Genomic DNA, 21,706 nt, shown 5'->3' on the forward strand with positions numbered 1-21,706 from the left:
AAACCCAAGTCAGTTAAGTCCGGGCGCTTCAGTTTCTCGCATACAGCCGCGTCTTGCCCTCAGGGCCGCGGCGAAAGCGCTTGTACTCCCACTGATACTGCTCCGGCGCCTCGGCGATACACGCCTCCACACCGCGATTCATCGCGGCCAGGGAAACATTCTGTTCAGCGCTGTAAATTCCCTCTTCCGCCGGCAGGAACATCAGTTCAAAACCGTCTTCGACGCGCTTGCCGAAGCCGAACACGCAGCGGGCGTTGGTGCGCTTCAGCAGGTTGTGCGCGAGGGTCATGGTCAGCGCGGGCCGGCCAAAGAATGGCGCGAAGTCGCCGCCGGAGGTTTCCGGCTCCTGATCCGGCAGCACCATCACGATATCGCCGTTTTTCAGTGCCTTGAGCAGCGCGCGCACCCCCTGCACATTGGTGGGGACCATGGTGGTGCCGGTGGCTTCGCGCCCCGCACGGATGATCGGGTCCAGCGCGGCGATTTTCGGCGGCGCGTAGAGCCCGGTGGAGGGGCCGAGTGTCGCCAGGTACATACCGAAGATTTCCCAGTTGCCGGTGTGCGGCATCAGCACCAGCACCCCCTGTCCCTCATCGACACCCTCTGTCAGCAGCTGCTGGTTGCGCACCCGCACGATCTGGTCCTCGCTGCGGCTCCAGGGCTGGCGCCACAGAGTTGCCACCTCAAATCCGGTAATGGCGGTGTTGACCACGCTGCGGCGCGCCAGCCGCTCCCGCTCCGCCGCGTCTAGCGCCGGGAAACAGAGCTTCAGGTTGATGCGGGTTACCCGCAGTCCCTCGCCGCGAAACAGAATCGCCAGACGCCCGAACAGCCCGCCCACGCGGCGCGCCCAGGCCAGCGGCAGCTTTCCCACCAGTTTCAGTACAGCGGCAGCCAGTGCCCCTTTGATATCCAATGCCAAAGTTCCTATCCAGATTTGCACTACTTCATCCACCGGACCCGCCGGCATCACCCATCCGCGCCGATTCCGGCCCGATTCACAGCAGTGGCGCCTTTAGTGCGTAACCCGCTGCCGGTATAATTGCGTCCCTTTGCCCACCAGCGGTGTGGCAGACCGAACTCATCACAGCCGGAGATAGCGGTGTCCAAGCAATACGACCTCAGCACCTTTCAGGGCCTGATCTTTGCCCTGCAGGATTATTGGGCGCGCCAGGGGTGCGTCATTCTACAGCCTCTGGATATGGAAGTGGGGGCCGGCACCTTCCACCCGGCTACCTTCCTGCGCGCCATCGGTCCGGAGAGCTGGAACGCCGCCTATGTGCAACCCTGCCGCCGCCCAACCGATGGTCGTTACGGTGAAAACCCCAACCGCCTGCAGCACTATTACCAGTATCAGGTGGTGCTCAAGCCGTCGCCGGACAACATCCAGGATCTCTACCTGGACAGCCTGCGCGCGATGGGTGTGGACCCGGCGGTGCACGATATCCGTTTTGTCGAGGACAACTGGGAATCCCCCACCCTCGGTGCCTGGGGCCTCGGCTGGGAAGTGTGGCTGAACGGCATGGAGGTCACCCAGTTCACCTACTTCCAGCAGGTGGGCGGTCTGGAGTGCTACCCGGTCACCGGTGAAATCACCTATGGCCTGGAGCGCATCGCCATGTACCTGCAGGGGGTGGAATCCATCTACGACCTGGTGTGGACCCGCTACCCCGACGGCACCCCGGTCACTTACGGTGATGTTTTCCACCAGAACGAAGTGGAGATGTCCCACTACAACTTCGAACACGCCGACGTCGAATTCCTGTTCAGCACCTTCGATCACTGCGAGCGCGAGAGCCAGCGGCTGATCGAACTGGGACTGCCGCTGCCCGCCTACGAGCAGGTGATGAAAGCCTCTCACGCCTTTAACCTGCTGGACGCCCGCCACGCCATCTCCGTTACCGAGCGCCAGCGCTATATCCTGCGCGTGCGCACCCTGGCGCGCGCCGTGGCCAAGGCCTACTACGACGCCCGCCGCGCGCTGGGCTTCCCGCTGGCGGCGGAGGAACTCAGGGCCGAAATTCTGGCGGAACCCACCGATGCCGAAGCCAAGCAAGAGGAGAAGCAGTAATGGCGCAGGATTTTCTCGTAGAGCTGGGCACCGAGGAGCTGCCGCCGAAAGCGCTGCACACCCTGATGCAGGCTTTTGCCGATGGTATCGCCGCGGGCCTCGACGCCGCAGAGCTTCACTACGACCAGCTCAAGGCTTACGCGGCGCCGCGGCGGCTGGCGGTGGCCGTGTCCGGTCTGGCTGAAAAGCAACAGGACAAACAGATCGAAAAACTCGGCCCGGCGGTACAGGCGGCTTTCGATAAAGACGGCAATCCCTCCAAGGCCGCAGAAGGTTTCGCCCGCAGCAATGGTGTCACCGTGGCCGAGCTTGCCCGCAAGGACACCGACAAGGGTGAACGCCTCGCCTTTATCAGCGAACAGGCCGGTGCGCAGACCGAGACCCTGCTGGCCGGCATCGTCGACAAAGCCCTGGCGCAGCTGCCCATTCCCAAGCGTATGCGCTGGGGTGCCCGCCGCGAAGAGTTCGTGCGCCCCGCGCACTGGCTGCTGATGCTGTTCGGCAACAAGGTGGTGGACGGTCAGGTGCTGGGGCTAAGCGCCGGCAACACCACCCGCGGCCATCGCTTCCATTGCAACCGCGAGCTGGAAATCCACTCCGCGCAGGATTATGTGCAGCAGTTGCGCAAGCCCGGTTACGTCATCGCCGACTTCGCCGAGCGCCGCGAGATCATTCGCCAGCAGGTCAGCGCCGAGGCCAGCAACGTCAATGGCGTGGCGGTGATCGATGACGACCTGCTCGACGAAGTGACCGCGCTGGTGGAGTGGCCGGTGGCCCTCACCGGGCGCTTCGAGGAGCGCTTCCTCGATGTTCCCGCGGAAGCTCTGATCTCCTCCATGAAAGAGCACCAGAAGTATTTCCACGTCGTCGATGGCGACGGCCAGCTGCTGCCTTTCTTTATCACCGTGGCCAATATCGACAGCCAGGACCCGGCGCAGGTGATTCACGGCAACGAGCGGGTCATCCGCCCGCGCCTTTCCGATGCCGCCTTCTTCTTCGAAACCGACAAGAAAACCAGCCTGCAGGCGCGCCGGGAGAAACTCAAACAGGTGGTCTTCCAGCAGAAACTGGGCACCGTCTACGACAAGACCGAACGCCTCGCGCACCTGGCGGCGGAGATCGCCAAACTGGTCGGTGCCGACGCGGCCCAGGCCGAGCGCGCCGGCCAGCTGTGCAAGTCCGACCTGGTCACCGAAATGGTGTTCGAGTTTGCCGATATGCAGGGCATCGCCGGCTATTACTATGCGGAAAACGATGGCGAAACCCTGGATGTCGCCAAGTCCATGTACGAGCAGTACATGCCCAAGTTCGCCGGGGACGAACTGCCGAAGACCGCTATCGGCACCGTCATCGCCCTCGCCGATCGCCTCGACACCCTCGTCGGCATCTTCGGTATCGGCCAGCCGCCCAGCGGCTCCCGCGACCCCTTCGCCCTGCGCCGCGCCAGCCTCGGCATCATCCGCCTGCTGGTGGAAAACAATCTCGATGTGGATCTGCGCCAGCTGCTGGAACTGGCCCGCGACCAGTACCCGCGCAGCGCCCTGGACCAGTACGACAGCGTGGTGGCGCAGACCCTCGCCTATGTGCTTGAGCGCTTCCGCGCCCGCTATGAGGACCAGGGGGTACCGGCCGAGGTCTTTATGGCGGTGGCGGCCAAGAAACTGTCGCAGCCACTGGATATCGACAACCGCGTGCAGGCGGTCTTCGCATTCAGCCAGCTGCCCGAATCCCAGGCGCTGGCGGCGGCCAACAAGCGGGTTTCCAATATTCTCGCCAAACTGGACGGCCCAGTGCCCAGTGCAGTGGACCCTGCGCTTTTGCGCGAGGAGGCGGAAAAGGCCCTCTACCGTGCCGTCGAAGATGCCCGCGGCAAGGTGGCGCCCCTGTATGCCGAGCGCCGCTATACCGAGGGCCTGGCCGGCCTGGCCGGGCTGCGCGCAACCGTGGACAGCTTCTTTGACCATGTGATGGTGATGACCGACGACGAGGCCCTGCGCAACAACCGCCTGGCACTGCTGGCGCAACTGCGCGCGCTGTTCCTCGAGGTGGCCGACATTTCCCTGTTGGCGCCGGCCAAATAAGTTGGCGAGCGCCTGAGCCCATGAGCGTTATCGTGCTGGACCGGGATGGGGTCATCAACCGCGAGCCGGCGGGGGGTGTCACCTCCGCCGATGAGTGGCAGCCCCTGCCCGGCAGCATCGAGGCCATCGCCGCACTGAGCCAGGCCGGTCACCAACTGGTGATCGCCACTAATCAGCCGGGCCTGGCCCGCGGTCTTTTCGATCTGGACGATCTCGAAGCCATGCACGCCAAGATGCGCGCGCTGGTGGAAGATGCGGGCGGCGAGATCGCGGCAATTTTCTATTGCCCCCACGGCCCGGACGACGGCTGCCGCTGCCGCAAGCCCGCCACCGGCCTGCTCGATGCCATCGAGGCGGAATTCGACACCAGCCTGCACGACTGCTTTCTGGTCGGCGACCGTTTGCGCGACCTGCAGGCGGCGGTGGCCAAGGGCTGCAAACCGGTGCTGGTGCGTAGCGGCCACGGCGAAGAAACTCTGCAGCAGCTGCTTAGCAATCCCGAACCGGCGTTGGCGCAGACGGCACTCTTCGACGACCTGGCCGCCTTCGCCCGCTTCGCGCTGCAATAACTTTTCACCGCTGCGCTGCTTATTCCCCCTGCTTTCTCCTTCATCGCGCGTCTCTTTTTTTATCCCGCTTGCGGTGACCGACCTGCACACCCGCAGCGGGGCCGTGGGCGCCGCAACTTTCCCCTACGGTTAATACTGGAGCGATTCGGTGCCTGCCCCTTGACCGCGCCGGCGTGGCGGGCACAATCCGCCCCAGCTTCGCCGCCGGCGAAGACATCCCTTAGCCTGGAGCCCAGCTGTGGCAGAAATTATTTTGAATCGCGGTGCCGAGCGGCGCCTGAAACGCGGACACCTGTGGATTTACAGCAACGAGGTGGATACCAAGCGCTCGCCTCTCAAGGGCATCGAGTCCGGCAGCCAGTGCACCGTCTGCGACAGCCAGGGCAAAAAGCTGGGAACGGCGTTTATCAACCCCAGCCAGCTGATCTGCGGCCGGCTGGTCTCCCGCGACGGCGAGCTCGACCGTCCACTGCTGCGGCAGCGACTGCGCACTGCCCTCAATATGCGCCAGCGTTATTTCGCCCATCCCAGCTACCGGCTGGTCTACGGCGACTCCGACTGGCTGCCGGGCCTGGTGGTAGACCGCTTCGACGACATCCTGGTGGTCCAGGTAAGCAACTGGGGCATGGAGCGACTGCTGCCCGAGGTGATCGAACTGCTCGATGAGCTGGTGCAACCCCGCGGCATACTGCTGCGCAATGACCACCAGGGCCGCGCCGTGGAGGAGATGCCACTGCAAAACAGCGTGGTCAGCGGTGAGGTCCCCGAACTGGTGCCCTTCGAGGAAAACGGCGTGGGACTGCTGGCACCGGTCCACCACGGGCAAAAAACCGGTTGGTTCTACGATCACCGCGAGAACCGCGCCCTGCTCAATCGCTGGGTCAATGGCAAGCGGGTGCTGGACCTGTTTTCCTATGCCGGCGGTTGGGGTGTGCAAGCGCTCGCCAACGGCGCGGCTCACACCACCTGTGTCGATGCCTCCCAGCAGGCCCTCGATTGGTGTCAGGCCAACGCCGAGCACAACCAGGCTGCTGATCGCCTCAGCACCGTGCAGGGCAAGGCCGTGGATGTACTCAAGGCCATGATCGGCAGCGGCGAGAAGTTCGACGTTGTGGTGCTGGACCCGCCGGCCTTTATCAAGCGGCGCAAAGATCACAAGGCCGGGCTGGCGGCCTATCGCCATATCAATGAACTGGCCATGCGCCTGCTATCGCGGGGCGGGTTGTTAGTAAGCGCTTCCTGCTCCATGCATCTGGCCGCCGACGAGCTGCTGGAAACCGTGCGCGGCGCGGCGCGCAAGCTGGACCGCAGCGCCGCCATACTCTCCACCGGCTACCAGGGAGCTGACCACCCGGTGCACCCGGCGATCCCCGAAACCCGCTACCTGAAGGCGCACTTTGTGCACCTGGGTTAAGCCGCGCTGGTTTTCACATTCGCACGCAAGCCTGTGCGACTTCCCAGCACTGAATCAGGCAGCAATCTGCTGCAATCTGGTAATAAAAAAGCCGCGTAACCACGCGGCTTTTTCTTCGCTTCCTGCCCTGTCGGCAGCCGGATATTTAGAACGCGTAGCGCACACCCACAATCGCCGTGCGCGGCTTGTTGGCGCGGGCGCCATCCGGGTCGCGGCTGATAATGGCCTGTTGGTCCAGCAGGTTGTCGATTTTCAGATAAGCGCTCAGGGCCTGACTGAAGTCGTAATGGGCCGCCGCATCCACAACCCACAGGGATTCGGTGCGCTGCAGGGCAGTGCTGCCCGGGCGGTTGCATTCATTATCGATGCACATCTCGTCCTGATAGGCCGCCGTCAGATCGACACGCCACTCGGCGCCGCTGTCGATGCCGGTGGTCAGGGCGAAAACCGTTTGCGGCAAATAGGCCAGATTGTCCCCCGCCAACACTTCACCGCCATCGGCATCGCCGGTGGTTTCCGCCTCGGTGTAGGTATAAGTCGCCCGCCAGGGTATGAGCCAACCGTTAGCAAGCACCCACTCACCACCCAGTGTGGCCTCGAGCCCCAATATCTCGGATTCACCCAGGCTGTAGGTGCCACTGTCTGCGCCGTTGGGGCATTTCACCGCGATGGTGCAGTTCTGCACCGTATTGCTGTAATCACTGAAGAACGCGATCAACTCGCCATTTAAGGCGCCGTTATCGAAGCGCGCACCCCACTCATAGTTGGTTGACAGTTCCGCGCCCACACCCTCTTGGGCACCGGCTCCCGGAGGCGCGAAACCGCGGTGGACACCCGCCAACATGGTCCACGCTGTATTCAGTTCGTACACCAGACCCACGCCCGGCAACCACTCGTCCACGGCGTTACTGATGTCATCACCCTCCAGGTTGCGGGCGACATCGTCGTAGCGCTGCTGTGAGGTTTGCACATCCTCATAGCGGAGTACCGCGGTCGCGGTCAGTTTGTCCGTCAGCCCCATTTCGTCATACACAAACAGCGCTGTGGCATCCGCCTCTTCGATGCGGTTGTTGCTGCCGGTGGGCAGCTGTTTTTCCACAAACTGCAACTGGCCATCCACCTGATTGAAGGTTTCCACCGGCTGGAAACGATCCACCTCGTCCCAGTGGCGGCGCACTGCGATTATCAGGTCGTGGGTGATAGCCCCGCTCGCGAGCTGCCAGTCGGCGCTGATTTGCACCCCGCGGGAGTCGTATTTGCGGTTGTTGTGTTTGAGTTTGATCCCGCTGTAATCGATCTCGCCATCCAGCACTCCCTGGGCGTAGCTGTCGCCGTTATTGGCGTCATCGAGTAGGCCGCCGATGTTGTCGGTCTTGAACCAGTCGCGCTTGTACTGGTTGCGGTAGGCCTGCGTGTGCAGGACAAAGCGCTCGCTGAAACTGATGCTGTGATTCAGCTGCAGGGTACTGTGACGATTTTGCATCTCGTCCAAGGCAGTCAGGCCGTAGCGGCGGTTGGGGTCCGCGTCGAAGTCCGCATCGGTGAGGCCCACATAGCTCATGCCGGAGAGTTCCTCCGAGTACTGCAGCTTGACGTCCAGCTGCTGCGGATAGCGGGCGCCAGTGGCCGTTTGCAGGCGCCCCTTGAGCAGGTAATCCTCTTTCTGGATATCGGCGCTGCCGGCGCGGTCGATTTCCCGGAAGCCATCGGCAATCTGCTGGTGGGTTTCCAGCAGCCAGCCACTGGTTTCCGTGGCGCTTGCATAATAGCTGTGCAGGCGGTTTTCACCGTTTTCACCGGCTTCCAGCTTGACCATGCCCTTAGAGGCCTCAGCGCCCCCAGTGGCGTCGGGAATCGGGGTGCTCAGCAGGTTCACGGCGCCACCCACGGTAAAGGGGCCGTACTGCAATGAGGATGGTCCCTTGAGCACTTCAATGCCGCTCATGCGCCCGGTGCTGGGGAAGTAGTAGGCGGAGGGCGCCGCGTAGGGAGCCGGTGCCGCCAGCACACCATCTTCCATCAGCGAGATCTTGCTGGAGCGGCCGCTGCCGGAGCCGCGAATACCGATATTCGGCCGCAGGCCGTAGCCGTCTTCCTCGCGCAGATACACACCGGGGATGGAGCGTACGATGCGATTGATATCCGCGAATTCGAAGCGTGCCAACTCCTCCTCGTCCACCACATGAGCGGACCCCGGCAGGCGCTCCACTGCGTCGGCATCGCCAATGACCGACAGCGTTTCCAGCAGCCCCGAGCCCTGCTCTTGCTGCTCTGACTGCGGTGAAATCTGGCGCTTGGTTTGTTGGTCGGGCTGCGCATCGGCAAACACTGGGGCGGCGGTTACGGTCGCAAGCGCCAAGGCCAGTGGCGACAGAACAAAGCGGGTCATGCATCCTCCATGGAATGACGGCAGATTATAAATCTTGTTGCAAATGAGAATGATTGTATTTTAGCAGTGCTTTTCTTTTTTGCAGCTTTTTTTTGCATTTTTTTATCGGCTCGATAGGCGCGGCAGACCCCGCCCCCGGCTTTCTTCAGCAGGAACCCGCACGACGCTCAACTCCGGGCTTGCAGCGCGTGTTTTGGATATTGCTAACCGGCACGGTTTCCTATTCGTCATTGGGAATTGGGAATTCCGCAGGCCCGCCACTAGCATGGTGCGCAAGCAATCACTTACGGTGGTCTATGCTCCGACTCGCTTCTGGTAGGGATCTCGAGCGGCTGCAACAGCTGTGGCTGTTTACGGTGGTACACGCGCACCCCTCACTGCCGGTGGAATACTGGCAGCAGCGGTTGCCTGAATTCCGCCGCTGCTGCCTCGGGGCCGAGGCCTGTGTGGTTTACCAATCCGCCCTGGATTCGGTCGCGGATGGTTTTTTTACCCTGTGCGCTGGCAATGCCCTGCCCTGGCTCTGCGTCAACCCCGGGGCGGTGCGCAGAGGTGCCGGCTCCGCGCTGATCACCGAAGCCAAACGCCGGCGCAGAAAGTTGCATACCTGGGTGCTGCAGGACAATCTCGGCGCCCGTTATTTTCTGCAGGAGCAGGGTTTTGTGGAAAGGGAGAGACAGCCTGCCCCGGCCGGTGACCAGCACTGGATCAGCATGGTGTACCAGCGGTGACCTTTTTAATGGCTATTAATCGCTGCTATCTACACCTGGTATCTATACCTTGTATCTATACCTTGTACCTTTACCAATAGTTGTTGATGACCCAATCCATAAACTTGCCCACGGCTGCAATAAGCGCTTTGTCATGCCCTGCACACATATAGCCAAAAGTTATTTAATCACTTCTTTTTAATGTTTCTCAGTGCTTTGCAGCAGGAGTAGCATTCACCCTCAAGTTCCATCAACTTACTGTCGATACTGGTGACTCATGGCCCTGAATGCCTCCAATCTCGCTGCGCAGCCTGAACGATTTTTCCATCACGGCGCCGACCTCGAAGCCCTCAACGCGCGCTTTCAGGGAGCCAAGCCCAGCGAAATCATGCAGTTCGCCCTGGAACAGGCCGATAACCCGGTGGTCTTCACCAACTTCCGCCCGCTGGCGGTTGCCTTTCTGCACCTGGTCACCCGTATCCGCCCGGACATTCCCGTGATCTGGGTGGACCACGGCTACAACACGCCGGAGACCTACCGTCATATCGAGCGCCTGATCAAAGACTTCAGCCTCAATCTGCAGGTCTACTCCCCGAAGATGTCCGCAGCCCATTACAACGCCGTTTACGGTGGTATTCCGCCACTGGATACGCCGGAGCACGACTTCTTCAGCCGCACCGTGAAACTGGAGCCCTTCAACCGGGCCATGGAGGAGCTGCAACCGGACATCTGGCTGAATGGCATCCGCCACGACCAGAACGCCCACCGCAAGGGGCTGGATGTGTTCACCAAAGGCAGCCACGGCACCATCCGCGTGGCCCCCATGTTCCACCTCAACGAGCTGGACGTGGAGGAATATGTCTACGAGAACGAGCTGCCTGATAACGATGTTTATTTCGACCCCACCAAGGGCGAGGAACACCGTGAGTGCGGCCTGCTGCTGCAGAAATAGTCCGCCAGCTTCGGCTAACGCGGTACACATACAGCCGCAAACAAAAAACGGCCGCAGATGCGGCCGTTTTTTATGCTGCCTTAGCGGGGAAAAGATCTCCCGCCTCCAGCTCAGCGATCACACGTCGAGGTTTTCCACCGCGAGGGCGTTGCTCTCGATAAACTCCCGGCGCGGCTCCACCTGATCCCCCATCAGGGTGGTGAAGATCTGGTCGGCGGCAATGGCGTCTTCCACCGTCACCTGCAGCATACGGCGGGTTTCCGGATTCATGGTGGTTTCCCACAGCTGTTCCGGGTTCATCTCACCCAGTCCTTTGTAGCGCTGGATATTGTAGCCGCGGCGGCTTTCACTCATCAGCCACTCCAGGGCCTCGGGGAAACTCGCCACCGGCTGCTGCTTTTCTCCGCGCTGAATATAGGCACCCTCTTCCAACAGGCCGGTCAGTTTTTCTCCCAGGGAGCGAATCGCGCGGTATTCCGCCGACTCGAAGAACTCGTGGCCCACCTGGTAATCGCTGCTGACACCGTGGGCAACGATATGAATCTGCGGCAGGTAGAGGTCGCGTTCGGTATTCTCGTACACGCTCACCTGATGGCGGCGGCTGCCGCCACCACTCTCGCTACCCAGTTGCCCCTGCAGTTGCCCACACCAGGATTCCATGGTGCTGCGGGACTTCAGATCCTCAGGCGTGAGGCTTGGCAGGTAAACCATGCTGCGCAGCACTTCTTCCGGGTATAGCCGCGACAGGCGGTCCACAGTGCCCATAACAGCGCGATACTCGCCAACCAGAGTCTCCAGGGCAGCGCCGGACAGCTCTGGCGCCTCTGGATTGACGTGCAGGCTGGCGCCATCCAGTGCGGCATTGGTCAGGAACTGCGTCAGGGCCGCCTCGTCCTTCAGGTACTGCTCCTGCTTGCCCTTGCTGATCTTGTACAGCGGCGGCTGGGCAATGTAGATATGCCCGCGCTCGATCAGCTCCGGCATCTGCCGAAAGAAGAAGGTCAGCAGCAGGGTGCGGATATGGGCTCCATCCACGTCCGCATCCGTCATGATGATGATCTGGTGATAGCGCAGCTTGTCTGGGTCGAACTCACTTTTGCCAATACCGCAGCCCAAAGCGGTGATCAGGGTGCCCACTTCGGCACTGGAGAGCATCTTGTCAAAGCGGGCCTTTTCCACGTTCAGGATCTTGCCCTTGAGGGGCAGAATGGCCTGGGTGCGTCGGTCGCGGCCCTGTTTGGCGGAACCACCGGCGGAATCACCCTCCACCAGGTAGATTTCTGACAGCGCCGGGTCTTTCTGCTGGCAGTCAGCCAGCTTGCCGGGCAGGCCGGCGATATCCAGCGCGCCTTTGCGACGGGTCATCTCCCGCGCCCTGCGCGCCGCCTCGCGGGCTTTGGCGGCATCCATCATCTTGGTGACAACGGATTTGGCCTCCTGCGGGTTTTCCAGCAGGTAATCGTTGAAGTGCTGGCCCATCTCCTGTTCCACCGCGGTTTTCACCTCGGAGGAAACCAGTTTGTCCTTGGTCTGGGATGAGAACTTCGGGTCCGGCACCTTCACGGAAATGATGGCGGTGAGGCCTTCGCGGGCATCGTCGCCAGTGGTGCTGACCTTTTCTTTCTTGCCCATCCCCTCCCGCTCAATGTAGTTATTGAGGCCACGGGTCAGGGCGGCGCGGAAGCCGGCCAGATGGGTGCCGCCGTCACGCTGCGGGATATTGTTGGTGTAGCAGTAGATGTTCTCCTGGAAGCTGTCATTCCACTGCAGCGCCACCTCTACACCGGTTCCGTCTTCACGCTGGCTCTGGAAGTGCAGAACCTTGTTAATCGGGGTTTTGGCGTGGTTGAGGTATTCCACAAACGCCCGCAGACCGCCTTCGTACTCGTAGACCTCTTCTTTCGCGGAGCGCTCGTCCTTCAGCACAATGCGCACGCCGGAATTGAGGAACGACAGTTCCCGCAAGCGCTTGGCCAGTTGATCAAAGTGGAATTCGATATTGCTGAAGGTATCCGCTGAAGGCTTGAAATGCACCGTGGTGCCGGTGGTTTCCGTATCACCCACCACCGCCAGCGGGCCATCCGGCACACCGTGGCGGTACACCTGCTCATGAATCTTGCCATTGCGGCGAATGGTCAACTTCAGCTCCTCGGACAGCGCATTGACCACCGAAACCCCGACACCGTGCAGGCCACCGGACACCTTGTAGGTGTTGTCATCGAACTTACCGCCGGCATGCAGTACCGTCATGATGACCTCGGCTGCGGAAACGCCCTCTTCCTCATGCATTTCCGTGGGAATCCCGCGACCATTATCAGAGACGGATACAGACTCATTCGGGTGAATAGTTACCCGAATCTCATCACAGTGACCGGCCAGCGCCTCATCGATGGAGTTGTCGACCACCTCAAACACCATATGGTGCAGTCCCGTGCCATCATCGGTGTCTCCGATATACATACCGGGGCGCTTGCGCACGGCATCCAGCCCTTTGAGGACTTTGATGCTACTGGAGTCATAGCTGTTCTGCTCTGACATTTAATCGCTCCATTCATTATTAGGGCCGCGTCTTCAGGACTCGGCGCTGATACGCCCATGTTCCACGTGGAACACAGACGGTTGATTCCAAGGTGAGCCCAGTGTCAGCCATGGCTGGCAGGTGACATCGCGCTCGATGCCCGTTACCAGCACCTGTGCGGCGCTGTCGGCAACCCAGTGAGCAAACACCCGCTGATGTTCGGCATCCAGCTCCGCCGGCAAATCATCAATAAGAAACACCGGCGGCCGGTGGCTTTGGGCCACAACGCGGGCCATGGCGGTTCTGAGCGCACACACGAGCATCTTCTGTTGGCCACGGCTGAGGATCGCCTGCGCAGGCTGCCCCGCAACCGAGAAGGCCAGATCCGCCCGGTGCGGGCCTGCACGAGTGTGCCCCTGAGCCAGATCGTTATCCCGGGAAGCCAACAAGGACTCACCAAGAGTCGCCTCCTGACGCCAGCCGCGGCGGTAACGTATTACAACATCCGCAAGAGGTGAAGCTGGTAGCCCCGCTATCAATGTCTCGGTTTGCGCGAGCAGATCGGCGAACACACGCCGCCTCAGCTGATCGACAATGTCCGCCTGCACAACAAGGCGTCGCTCCCAAATATCCAACTGGGAATGATCGATTTTACCACGACGCAGCAGTGCATTCCGCTGTCGCAACGCGATTTGGTAACCTTTGAGGGCTTCGAGGTAACTATGTTCCACGTGGAACACCGTCCAATCCAAAAGGCGCCGACGAACAGCGGGGCCGCCTTCCAGTGCCGCAAAACTGTCGCTGTTAATTAACTGTAGCGGCAACAGGGAAGCCAGCTGGGAACTGGACTCCGCTGGCGATTGATTGATTCGCACCTGCCCGCCACCAGCCGTGAGGCGCTCCACGCCGACAGCAAAGCCGGTTGAAAGCCGACCAAAAACCGTCAGGCGTTCAGAGCCACGCTGAATCACTGACTGGTGCTGACGGGAGCGGAAGGAGCGGCCACTGGCGAGCATATGCACCGCCTCCAGCACGGAGGTCTTGCCGCTGCCATTGGCGCCATAGAAGAGGTTAACCCCCTCCCCCAAGGTAAGGTCCGCACTGTGAATATTGCGGAACTGGGAGAGCATCAGGCGATTCAAAGCCATGGCAGATCCCCCCCATAACGCGCAGGTTGCAGGCCGGGGCGCGCATATAAAAACGCCGCCCTATCCGGGGATAGGACGGCGTGGAAGGGATAAAGGTAGTAAGGCACGTAGTTGGCTTTAATACTTTTGCGGATGACCTGTGGCACTCACAGGCGCATCGGCATAATCACATAGAGGGCATCTCCCTCTTCCGGCTGCTGCAACAGCGCACTGCTGTTGGCATCCGCCAGCCCAATACGGATCTGGTCGCTGTGAATCGCACCGGTGACATCGAGCAGGTAGCCGACGTTAAAACCGATTTCCAGCGGATCGCCAACGTAATCGACCACCAGCTGCTCCTCCGCCTCCTCCTGCTCCGGGTTGTTGGCGACAATCTGCAGCAGGCCCTCGGAGACCTGCAAACGGACACCGCGATACTTTTCATTGGAGAGGATCGCCGCCCGCGAGAAAGCCTGACGCAGGGCCTGTCGATCGGCGAAAATCTGGTTGCCGGTGGAACGGGGCAATACCCGCTCGTAGTCGGGGAACTTGCCGTCCACCAGCTTGGAGGTGAAGGTGAACTGACCGCTGACCACGCGGATGTGGTTGTTGCCGAGGACTACCTCTGCCGCGGCATCGGTGTCCTCCAGCAGCCTGCCAAGCTCCAGCACGCCCTTGCGGGGAACGATGGCCTGTATCGGCGACTCCACATTAAGACCCGGTGCATCACGGTCACAGAGCGCCAGGCGATGGCCGTCGGTGGCGACCGCGCGCAACTGCTGCGGGCGGCACTCCAGCAGCAGACCGTTCAGGTAATAGCGCACATCCTGCTGGGCCATGGCGAAACCAGTGGCTTCAATGAGACGACGAATTTCACGCTGGGAAATGGCGAAGCGGGTCTGCGCGGTGGTCTCTTCCTGATTGGGGAAGTCCGCAGCCGGCAGAGTCGAGAGCTGGAAGCGGCTGCGGCCACTGCGCAGGATCAATCGCTCGCTGTCGCGCTCAAACTTAAGTTCGGCGCCATCGGGCAGGGAGCGGCAGATATCCAGCAGCTTGCGCGCGGGGACCGTTACCTCACCATCCATCTCAACGCCATCAACCGGCAGGCGGCCGATAATCTCAACCTCAAGGTCAGTGCCGGTCAGCGACAGCTCCTGCCCCTGCAACTGCATCAATACATTGGCCAGCACAGGCAGTGTCTGGCGCTTCTCAACAACACCGGCCACCAGCTGCAGAGGCTTGAGGAGCGCGTCCCGGCTTACATTGAATTTCATCGGTATCTTCGCCTTCGTTGGTTTTATTCGCTAACGGTTGCCCTCACCAAACCCTCAGGTGGTGAGCGAACGGGTCAATAATTTAACGTCTTCGCGGATATCCGCGTCAGATTCCTGCAGCTCACGGATCTTGCGGCAGGCGTGCAGCACAGTAGTGTGGTCCCTACCGCCAAAAGCATCGCCGATTTCCGGCAGGCTGTGGTTGGTGAGCTCCTTGGCCAGTGACATAGCCACCTGGCGCGGCCGCGCCACGGAGCGGCTGCGACGCTTGGATAACAGGTCCGCGACTTTGATTTTGTAATACTCCGCTACAACCCGCTGGATGTTGTCGATACTCACCAGCCGGTCCTGCAGCGCCAGCAGGTCCTTCAAGGCTTCACGAACCAGCACGTCATCGATGGCGCGACCGGTAAATTGCGCATTGGCGATAACCCGCCGTAGCGCCCCTTCGAGTTCGCGGACATTGGAACGGATACGCTGAGCTATAAAGAAAGCGGAGTCGTGCGGCAGATCCACACCCACCTGCTCCGCCTTCTTCATCAGAATCGCCACCCGGGTTTCCAGTTCCGGTGGCTCCACCGCAACGGTGAGGCCCCAGCCGAAACGGGATTTAAGCCGCTCCTCGAGACCATCGATCTCCTTGGGATAGCGGTCACAGGTCAGAATAATCTGCTGGCCACCTTCAAGCAGGGCATTGAACGTGTGGAAAAACTCCTCCTGGGAGCGCTCCTTGCCGGCAAAAAACTGAATATCATCGATCAGCAGAGCATCAACCGAACGGTAATAGCGCTTGAAGTCACTGATAGCATTGAGCTGCAGCGCTTTCACCATATCAGCGACAAAGCGCTCGGAGTGCAGGTAAACCACCTTGGCGTTGGGGTTACGCTCAAGCAGAGCATTGCCCACCGCGTGCATGAGGTGAGTCTTACCCAGGCCAACGCCACCATAAATAAAGAGCGGGTTATAGGCACTGCCGGGGTTGTCGGCGATCTGCTGCGCCGCCGCGAGGCCCAGCTGGTTGGATTTACCCTCGACAAAAGACTTGAAGGTGAAATTGCGATTGAGCGCGCTGCCGTGCTTGATTGCGCCCTCCACCTCCACATTGCGGGGCTCGGGTGCCTGTCGCTGCTGCTGACCCACGGAACTGACGCTGCCCATGGCAACACCCACAGGGTCGGCCTGGTTAGCGCCACTGTGAGCCACTGAAGCGGGCGGTGAAAAACCACCGAGCGAAGGCGGCGCCTGCTCGGAGCGCGCCGGCGCCGAGGCGCTCATACCGGGCTGAGCACCCGCCAACTCGCCGTGGCTGGGCTGCTGCCTGTTGCGCTGAAAACGGGCCGGACGGCGCTCTGCAATCTCGAGGGCGACCTGCAGCGGACCTTCACTGCTGAAGTGGCCCACCAGTTCACTGATTCGCTTGAGGAACTTGTCGCCGACCCAGTCGAGCACGAAACGATTGGGCGCAACAAGACGCAGCTCACCGGCCGCTGCAGACGGGCTGACCCGCAGTGGCCGAATCCAGGTGTTGAACTGTTGAGAAGGCAGTTCATCCTGGAGACTGGCCGCGCACTGACGCCAAACGGATTCAGACAAGAAACCCCCTGTGAGACCCCAAAGAGATAATAAAGAAGGAAGAGTGTTGCGGCGCGGATGAGTCAAACCCGACTGTACCGTCCGTTTTACTACAGGCACTTGCCCATGGCTCGGGCCGCATCACTGAAAGATGGCACGGAGTATACCCCTCAAGCGCAGGGTTATCCACAGGCGCCAACGGAAAAACGCCAGCAAAGAGTATAAAAAACTCACGGACAATCATGGGGTTGTGCATCTTTTAGGCAGGTACCCAATAGGCAAGCAGATGAGTTATCCACAGAAAGCTGTGGGCAAGCTGGTATCAAGCCGTGAGAGAAGTGCGATTCTGATGGGAAGTCAGTGACTTGCGAACGGCCCTATTGCTCGGCAAATATTAGGGGTGTGATCCCGGCAGCCGATACCCGTCCCCTCTTTCCTGCAAATCCCTCCCGGCACATTGCTTTCCCGGACGCTGCTTTGCGGAACCCCTCTTTCCCGACCCCCTCTTTCCCGACCCCTTCTTTCCCGACCCCTTCTTTCCCGACCCCTTCTTTCCCGAACCCGTTGATTCCCAGTCCACCTGTTTCAAGCACACTTTTCGCCAGCCGCTCTTTTGTCCAGCAGGACTGCAAATCACTCCGAGCAAAACCAGCTTGCCAGCCTCAGATGCCAGCGTGCCTGAACGGGGTATACAGCGTTGCCGACTGAGCTGCCAACACGTAGGGAACAGCGCGCAGAATCACTAAGATGATATGGGATACTGGAGAACGCGTGGGCGCCCGCCAGCGCGATGAAATTGACTCCTTTTCGTTGCTTTAAGTGGTGCCTTTCTATACAATCCGCCGCCTTCGCAGTGCTTAGCCCCAGCACATCCGGAACACCGGCAGGGTGCAGCCTCCTTTATTGATTAATAAAGGAAAGATGGGAATGCAGTCAGCGACCGGTAATACCGGGGAAATTCAGAACCCAAGTCTCAGGTAGCAAGACAATGAAACGTACTTTTCAACCCAGCAACTTGAAGCGTAAGCGCAACCACGGTTTCCGCGCTCGCATGGCGACCAAGAACGGCCGCAAGATCCTGGCCCGCCGTCGCGCCAAAGGCCGCAAAGTACTGTCTGCATAAGCGCACTTCCCTCCCGGGAACGCACTCCCTATGCAACAGGCGCGCAGCGACTTCGGCTTCCCCAAAGCGCTGCGCCTGCTTAACGCAGCAGATTACCGTGCTGTGTTCAGTGGCACGGAGATTCGTGCCGCGCATCCCAACCTCCTGATCATCGCCCGCCGCAACGATCTTCCCTATCCGCGTCTCGGCCTTGTCGTGGCCAAGAAACACGTGCGCCTGGCTGTTGGCCGCAACCGCATCAAGCGTCTTGTACGGGAACGCTTCCGCCTGCAACAGGGCGAACTGCCCGCGCTGGATGCCGTTGTACTGGCACGCCCCGGTGCCGGAGCACTGAGCAACGAGGAGCTGGCTAAACTGCTCGATAAACTCTGGCGCAAGCTGACACGGCGCGCTCAAGAACCGAGCAGCCCGGAAAACACCCCACAAAGCGGCCACAGACGCAGCGCAGGCAGTAAACGACACAAGAGGGCGCCGTGAGCTGGCTGGCCATCAAGCTGATTCACCTCTACCGCTACCTGCTCAGTCCCTGGGTCGGCAATCAATGCCGCTTCTACCCCACCTGCTCCCACTACGGCGAGGAGGCATTAAAAACCCATGGATTCTGGAAAGGGGGTTATTTAACCTTGCGGCGCCTTATAAAATGCCACCCCTGGCATCCCGGCGGCCTGGACCCGGTTCCGCCGCAAGATAACAAACACTCCACCCCGGCAGAGAAATCTTGCCGGTGCGAACCTAGGTAAAGAAATGGATTGGCAACGCTATACGCTGCTGGGCGGAATCGCCGCAGTTACCCTGGCTCTGATATTCCAGTGGAATGAGTTCAAAGAAGCGCGCGCACCGGCAATGGAGCGGGAAACCGTGCTGCGAAGCGAGCTACCCGACACCCCCGCACAGACGCAAACTGGCGCCAACGCGGGTGACGTGCCCACCCTGCAGGATGAACCGGCCCCGCAAACCACCTCCCCCCAGCAGCGCCAGTTGATCGCCGTCGAAACCGACGTGTTCAGCCTGTTGATCGATCCCAAAGGCGGTGACATCGTCAAGGTTGCCCTGCGCGACTACTACGAAGAACTCAACACCCCGGATCGGCCGTTTATCCTGCTAAACCAGACCCGCAACCACACCTATATCGCCCAGAGCGGCCTCATTGGCCGCAACGGCACAGACAGCGCCGCCGGACGGCCACTGTTTACCGCCGCGCAGACGGAATACGCCCTCAAGGAAGGTAGCGACAAGCTGGTGGTGGACCTGTCGCTGCAGCAACAGGGCGCCAATATCACCAAGCGCTTCACCTTCAAGCGCGGCGATTATCTGGTGGATGTCCAATACCTGGTAGACAACACCAGCGCCCAGCCCTGGCGCGCGGCCATGTTCGGTCAGATCAAGCGCGACGGCGGTGTGCCGCCGGTGGATGTGGGCATCGGTATGTCGCCGTTTCTCGGTGCCGCCCTGCACACCAGCGAGGAAAACTACTTCAAGCAGGACTTCGAAGACATCTCCGAGGAGTCCTTTCGCGAAACCATCATTGGCGGCTGGGTGGCCATGGTGCAGCACTATTTCATCAGTGCCTGGATTCCACCGCAGAACACCCGCAACACCTTCGAGCTGCTGGAACTCTCCAACGGCCTCTTCCGCATGGGCTTCACCGCCCCGCAGGTGGAAATCCCAGCCAAGAGCCAGGGAGAGCTTAGCGCAACTTTCTATGCCGGTCCCAAGGATGTATTCCGGCTTGAAGAGATCTCACCCTACCTGGATCTGACCGTCGACTACGGTTGGCTCTGGTGGCTGGCGAAGCCGATGTTCTGGGTGCTGGACTTTATCCATGAGCACATTGTCGCCAACTGGGGCTGGGCCATCGTCCTGCTGACCGTATTCATCAAGGCCCTGCTCTACCCGCTGTCCGCCGCCGGCATCCGCTCCATGGCGCGCATGCGCAAGTTCGCGCCACAGATGAAAAAACTGCAGGAGCAGTACAAGGGCAACCGCCAGAAGCTGGCGGAAGAGACCATGAAGCTGTACCGCCGGGAAAAGATCAACCCGATGGGTGGCTGCCTGCCGATTCTGCTGCAGATGCCCTTCTTTATCGGTCTCTACTGGATGCTGATGGAAACCGTGGAACTGCGCCACGCGCCATGGATACTGTGGATTCACGACCTGTCCGCCAAGGACCCCTACTTCATTTTGCCGGCGATCATGGGCGCCACCATGTGGCTGATGCAGAAACTGCAGCCGCAGCCAGCGGATCCGACACAAGCCAAAATCATGCAGTGGATGCCCGTGATCATGACCTTCTTCTTCCTGTGGTTCCCGGCCGGGCTGGTACTCTACTGGATTGCCAACAACCTGCTGTCCATTGCCCAGACCTGGTATATCAACAAACAGGTGGAAGCCGCTTCAAACTGACCGGCATGCAAATAGAGAGCAATAGACAGTTACCCAGGGCCGCTTATGCGGCCCTGTTTCGTTTCCGTTAGGTAAACTTTCACCATGATCGACCCGAAAAATGAGTCCTCACCGCAAAAAGACACCATTGCCGCCGTGGCTACAGCGCCGGGACGCGGGGGTATCGGCGTCATCCGCCTGTCCGGTCCGCGCAGCCGTGAGATCGCCGGCGCCATCTGCGCAGGGCGCGAGTTAAAACCCCGCTACGCCCACTACAGCGACTTTGTGCACGATGGCCAGTTACTGGATCAGGGCATCGCTGTGTTTTTCCCCGGCCCCAACTCCTTTACCGGCGAGGATGTGGTGGAGCTGCAGGGGCACGGCGGTCCGGTGATCCTCGATCAGCTGCTGCAGGCCATGGTGGCGCTCGGTGCTCGGCAGGCCCGCCCGGGGGAGTTTTCCGAACGGGCCTTTCTCAATGACAAGATCGATCTGGCCCAGGCAGAGGCGATCGCGGACCTGATCGAGGCGGGCAGCGCCCAGGCGGCCCGCAATGCAATGCGCTCGCTACAGGGGGTATTCTCCGAAAAAATCGAAGACCTGGTGGCCCAGCTCACCAATTTACGTATTTATGTCGAAGCATCGATCGACTTTCCCGAGGAGGAAATCGATTTTCTCGCCGATGGCAAGGTGGCAGCGGATATCGACGCTCTGCTCGGCTATCTTGCCGCGGTACAGGCACAGGCCCGCCAGGGCAGCCTGCTGCGTGAGGGGATGTCGGTGGCCATCGCCGGACGCCCGAATGCGGGCAAGTCGAGCCTGCTGAACGCCATCGCCGGCCGCGACGCGGCCATCGTCACCGATATCGCCGGAACCACCCGGGACATCCTGCGCGAACAGGTACACATCGACGGCATGCCATTGCTCTTCGCTGACACCGCCGGGCTGCGGGACTCGCCGGACCGGGTGGAACAGATTGGCATTCAGCGGGCCTGGCAGGAAATTCAGGGGGCGGATCGGGTGCTGCTGGTGGTGGATGCGGAGCAGGCCCACAGCCTGAATCCGCAATCCGTATGGCCCGAGTTCACCGCGCGCCTGCCGCACCCGGACAAGATGACCCTGGTGCTCAACAAGATCGACCTGACCGATTACAGCGCCGGGCTGCAGGCGCATACAGACGGAGTGCCGGTGATTGCGGTGAGCGCCAGAACGGGTGCCGGTCTGGACGCGCTGCGGGAGCACCTGAAACAGTGCATGGGTTACTCCGGCGCCGCCGAGGGCACCTTCAGCGCCCGCCGCCGCCACTTGGAGGCACTGGAGCGGGCTCGCCTGTTTATCGAACAGGGCGCCGCCCAGCTGCACGAAAGCGGCGCCGGCGAGCTGCTGGCGGAGGATCTGCGTATGGCCCAGCAAGCCCTCGGTGAGATCACCGGCGAGGTCACCGCTGACGAATTATTGGGGAAAATTTTCGGCAGTTTCTGTATCGGCAAATAGCCTTCACAGGCACACCCGCCACAGCAGATA

General features: G+C 60.8%; 17 protein-coding genes. 11 read left to right on the forward strand and 6 right to left on the reverse strand.

Annotated elements, in window-relative coordinates:
* Window positions 1-28 precede the first annotated feature (28 nt).
* Window positions 29-943, reverse strand: a complete 915-nt coding sequence (locus ABEA58_RS05835) for a lysophospholipid acyltransferase family protein (RefSeq protein WP_345549702.1) — start codon at window positions 941-943, stop codon at window positions 29-31.
* Window positions 944-1,102: 159 nt separating this feature from the next.
* On the opposite strand from ABEA58_RS05835, the gene glyQ reads away from it, so the two are divergent.
* The 4 genes from glyQ (at window position 1,103) to ABEA58_RS05855 (ending at window position 6,135) form a co-directional block, all read left to right on the forward strand.
* A complete protein-coding gene (gene glyQ / locus ABEA58_RS05840; protein WP_345549703.1) occupies window positions 1,103-2,071 on the forward strand; it encodes a glycine--tRNA ligase subunit alpha in 969 nt (322 codons plus the stop codon).
* Window positions 2,071-4,152, forward strand: coding sequence for a glycine--tRNA ligase subunit beta (glyS, locus tag ABEA58_RS05845; protein WP_345549704.1), 2,082 nt, complete (start codon window positions 2,071-2,073; stop codon window positions 4,150-4,152). The genes glyQ and glyS overlap by 1 nt, the downstream gene beginning before the upstream one ends.
* A 20-nt stretch (window positions 4,153-4,172) precedes the next feature.
* Window positions 4,173-4,721, forward strand: a complete 549-nt coding sequence (gene gmhB / locus ABEA58_RS05850; RefSeq protein WP_345549706.1) for a D-glycero-beta-D-manno-heptose 1,7-bisphosphate 7-phosphatase — start codon at window positions 4,173-4,175, stop codon at window positions 4,719-4,721.
* 238 nt (window positions 4,722-4,959) lie between these two features.
* Window positions 4,960-6,135 carry a class I SAM-dependent rRNA methyltransferase gene (locus ABEA58_RS05855; protein WP_345549707.1) on the forward strand — a complete coding sequence of 392 codons (1,176 nt, stop codon included), beginning with the start codon at window positions 4,960-4,962 and terminating at the stop codon, window positions 6,133-6,135.
* Between the two features lie 145 nt (window positions 6,136-6,280).
* Here ABEA58_RS05855 and ABEA58_RS05860 read toward each other — a convergent pair whose 3' ends face one another.
* Window positions 6,281-8,524 carry a TonB-dependent receptor family protein gene (locus ABEA58_RS05860; protein ID WP_345549709.1) on the reverse strand — a complete coding sequence of 748 codons (2,244 nt, stop codon included), beginning with the start codon at window positions 8,522-8,524 and terminating at the stop codon, window positions 6,281-6,283.
* 296 nt (window positions 8,525-8,820) lie between these two features.
* On the opposite strand from ABEA58_RS05860, the gene ABEA58_RS05865 reads away from it, so the two are divergent.
* Both ABEA58_RS05865 and ABEA58_RS05870 read left to right on the forward strand, forming a co-directional pair.
* Window positions 8,821-9,255, forward strand: a complete 435-nt coding sequence (locus tag ABEA58_RS05865; protein ID WP_345549710.1) for a GNAT family protein — start codon at window positions 8,821-8,823, stop codon at window positions 9,253-9,255.
* A 256-nt stretch (window positions 9,256-9,511) separates the two neighbouring features.
* The gene (locus ABEA58_RS05870; RefSeq protein WP_345549713.1) at window positions 9,512-10,186 is read left to right on the forward strand and encodes a phosphoadenosine phosphosulfate reductase domain-containing protein; all 675 of its coding nucleotides are present in this window, start codon (window positions 9,512-9,514) and stop codon (window positions 10,184-10,186) included.
* 117 nt (window positions 10,187-10,303) lie between these two features.
* Here the strand turns inward: ABEA58_RS05870 and gyrB are convergent, their stop codons facing one another.
* From gyrB to dnaA, 4 genes are all read right to left on the reverse strand, one after another.
* Window positions 10,304-12,724, reverse strand: a complete 2,421-nt coding sequence (gene gyrB, locus ABEA58_RS05875) for a DNA topoisomerase (ATP-hydrolyzing) subunit B (protein ID WP_345549715.1) — start codon at window positions 12,722-12,724, stop codon at window positions 10,304-10,306.
* Between the two features lie 33 nt (window positions 12,725-12,757).
* Window positions 12,758-13,852 carry a DNA replication/repair protein RecF gene (recF, locus tag ABEA58_RS05880; RefSeq protein ID WP_345549717.1) on the reverse strand — a complete coding sequence of 365 codons (1,095 nt, stop codon included), beginning with the start codon at window positions 13,850-13,852 and terminating at the stop codon, window positions 12,758-12,760.
* 146 nt (window positions 13,853-13,998) lie between these two features.
* Window positions 13,999-15,105: a DNA polymerase III subunit beta gene (dnaN, locus tag ABEA58_RS05885; protein WP_345549718.1), complete on the reverse strand. Its 1,107-nt coding sequence runs from the start codon at window positions 15,103-15,105 to the stop codon at window positions 13,999-14,001.
* Window positions 15,106-15,159: 54 nt separating this feature from the next.
* The gene (gene dnaA / locus ABEA58_RS05890) at window positions 15,160-16,650 is read right to left on the reverse strand and encodes a chromosomal replication initiator protein DnaA (RefSeq protein WP_425563519.1); all 1,491 of its coding nucleotides are present in this window, start codon (window positions 16,648-16,650) and stop codon (window positions 15,160-15,162) included.
* 1,015 nt (window positions 16,651-17,665) lie between these two features.
* Between dnaA and rpmH the strand changes: the two genes are divergently transcribed.
* From rpmH to mnmE, 5 genes are all read left to right on the forward strand, one after another.
* Window positions 17,666-17,800 (forward strand): 50S ribosomal protein L34, encoded by a 135-nt coding sequence (rpmH, locus tag ABEA58_RS05895; protein ID WP_067084833.1) that lies wholly within the window; start codon window positions 17,666-17,668, stop codon window positions 17,798-17,800.
* Between the two features lie 30 nt (window positions 17,801-17,830).
* A complete protein-coding gene (gene rnpA, locus ABEA58_RS05900) occupies window positions 17,831-18,277 on the forward strand; it encodes a ribonuclease P protein component (RefSeq protein WP_345549721.1) in 447 nt (148 codons plus the stop codon).
* Entirely contained in the window at window positions 18,274-18,540 is a 267-nt protein-coding gene (yidD, locus tag ABEA58_RS05905) for a membrane protein insertion efficiency factor YidD (RefSeq protein WP_345549723.1), read from the forward strand. The genes rnpA and yidD overlap by 4 nt, the downstream gene beginning before the upstream one ends.
* Before the next feature lie 4 nt (window positions 18,541-18,544).
* Window positions 18,545-20,203 (forward strand): membrane protein insertase YidC, encoded by a 1,659-nt coding sequence (yidC, locus tag ABEA58_RS05910; RefSeq protein WP_345549725.1) that lies wholly within the window; start codon window positions 18,545-18,547, stop codon window positions 20,201-20,203.
* An 84-nt stretch (window positions 20,204-20,287) separates the two neighbouring features.
* The gene (mnmE, locus tag ABEA58_RS05915; RefSeq protein ID WP_345549726.1) at window positions 20,288-21,676 is read left to right on the forward strand and encodes a tRNA uridine-5-carboxymethylaminomethyl(34) synthesis GTPase MnmE; all 1,389 of its coding nucleotides are present in this window, start codon (window positions 20,288-20,290) and stop codon (window positions 21,674-21,676) included.
* Window positions 21,677-21,706: the final 30 nt, after the last annotated feature.

Origin of the sequence: Microbulbifer aestuariivivens, assembly GCF_039545115.1 — a bacterium.
GTDB lineage: Bacteria > Pseudomonadota > Gammaproteobacteria > Pseudomonadales > Cellvibrionaceae > Microbulbifer > Microbulbifer aestuariivivens.

What these genes read in the sequence shown, in the direction of transcription:
- recF (WP_345549717.1), bottom strand. Translation starts at nt 13,852, where the DNA reads ATGGCTTTGAATCGCCTGATGCTCTCCCAGTTCCGCAATATTCACAGT.
- ABEA58_RS05860 (WP_345549709.1), bottom strand. Translation starts at nt 8,524, where the DNA reads ATGACCCGCTTTGTTCTGTCGCCACTGGCCTTGGCGCTTGCGACCGTA.
- yidC (WP_345549725.1), top strand. Translation starts at nt 18,545, where the DNA reads ATGGATTGGCAACGCTATACGCTGCTGGGCGGAATCGCCGCAGTTACC.
- ABEA58_RS05870 (WP_345549713.1), top strand. Translation starts at nt 9,512, where the DNA reads ATGGCCCTGAATGCCTCCAATCTCGCTGCGCAGCCTGAACGATTTTTC.
- ABEA58_RS05865 (WP_345549710.1), top strand. Translation starts at nt 8,821, where the DNA reads ATGCTCCGACTCGCTTCTGGTAGGGATCTCGAGCGGCTGCAACAGCTG.
- dnaN (WP_345549718.1), bottom strand. Translation starts at nt 15,105, where the DNA reads ATGAAATTCAATGTAAGCCGGGACGCGCTCCTCAAGCCTCTGCAGCTG.
- rnpA (WP_345549721.1), top strand. Translation starts at nt 17,831, where the DNA reads ATGCAACAGGCGCGCAGCGACTTCGGCTTCCCCAAAGCGCTGCGCCTG.
- gmhB (WP_345549706.1), top strand. Translation starts at nt 4,173, where the DNA reads ATGAGCGTTATCGTGCTGGACCGGGATGGGGTCATCAACCGCGAGCCG.
- mnmE (WP_345549726.1), top strand. Translation starts at nt 20,288, where the DNA reads ATGATCGACCCGAAAAATGAGTCCTCACCGCAAAAAGACACCATTGCC.
- gyrB (WP_345549715.1), bottom strand. Translation starts at nt 12,724, where the DNA reads ATGTCAGAGCAGAACAGCTATGACTCCAGTAGCATCAAAGTCCTCAAA.
- rpmH (WP_067084833.1), top strand. Translation starts at nt 17,666, where the DNA reads ATGAAACGTACTTTTCAACCCAGCAACTTGAAGCGTAAGCGCAACCAC.
- glyS (WP_345549704.1), top strand. Translation starts at nt 2,071, where the DNA reads ATGGCGCAGGATTTTCTCGTAGAGCTGGGCACCGAGGAGCTGCCGCCG.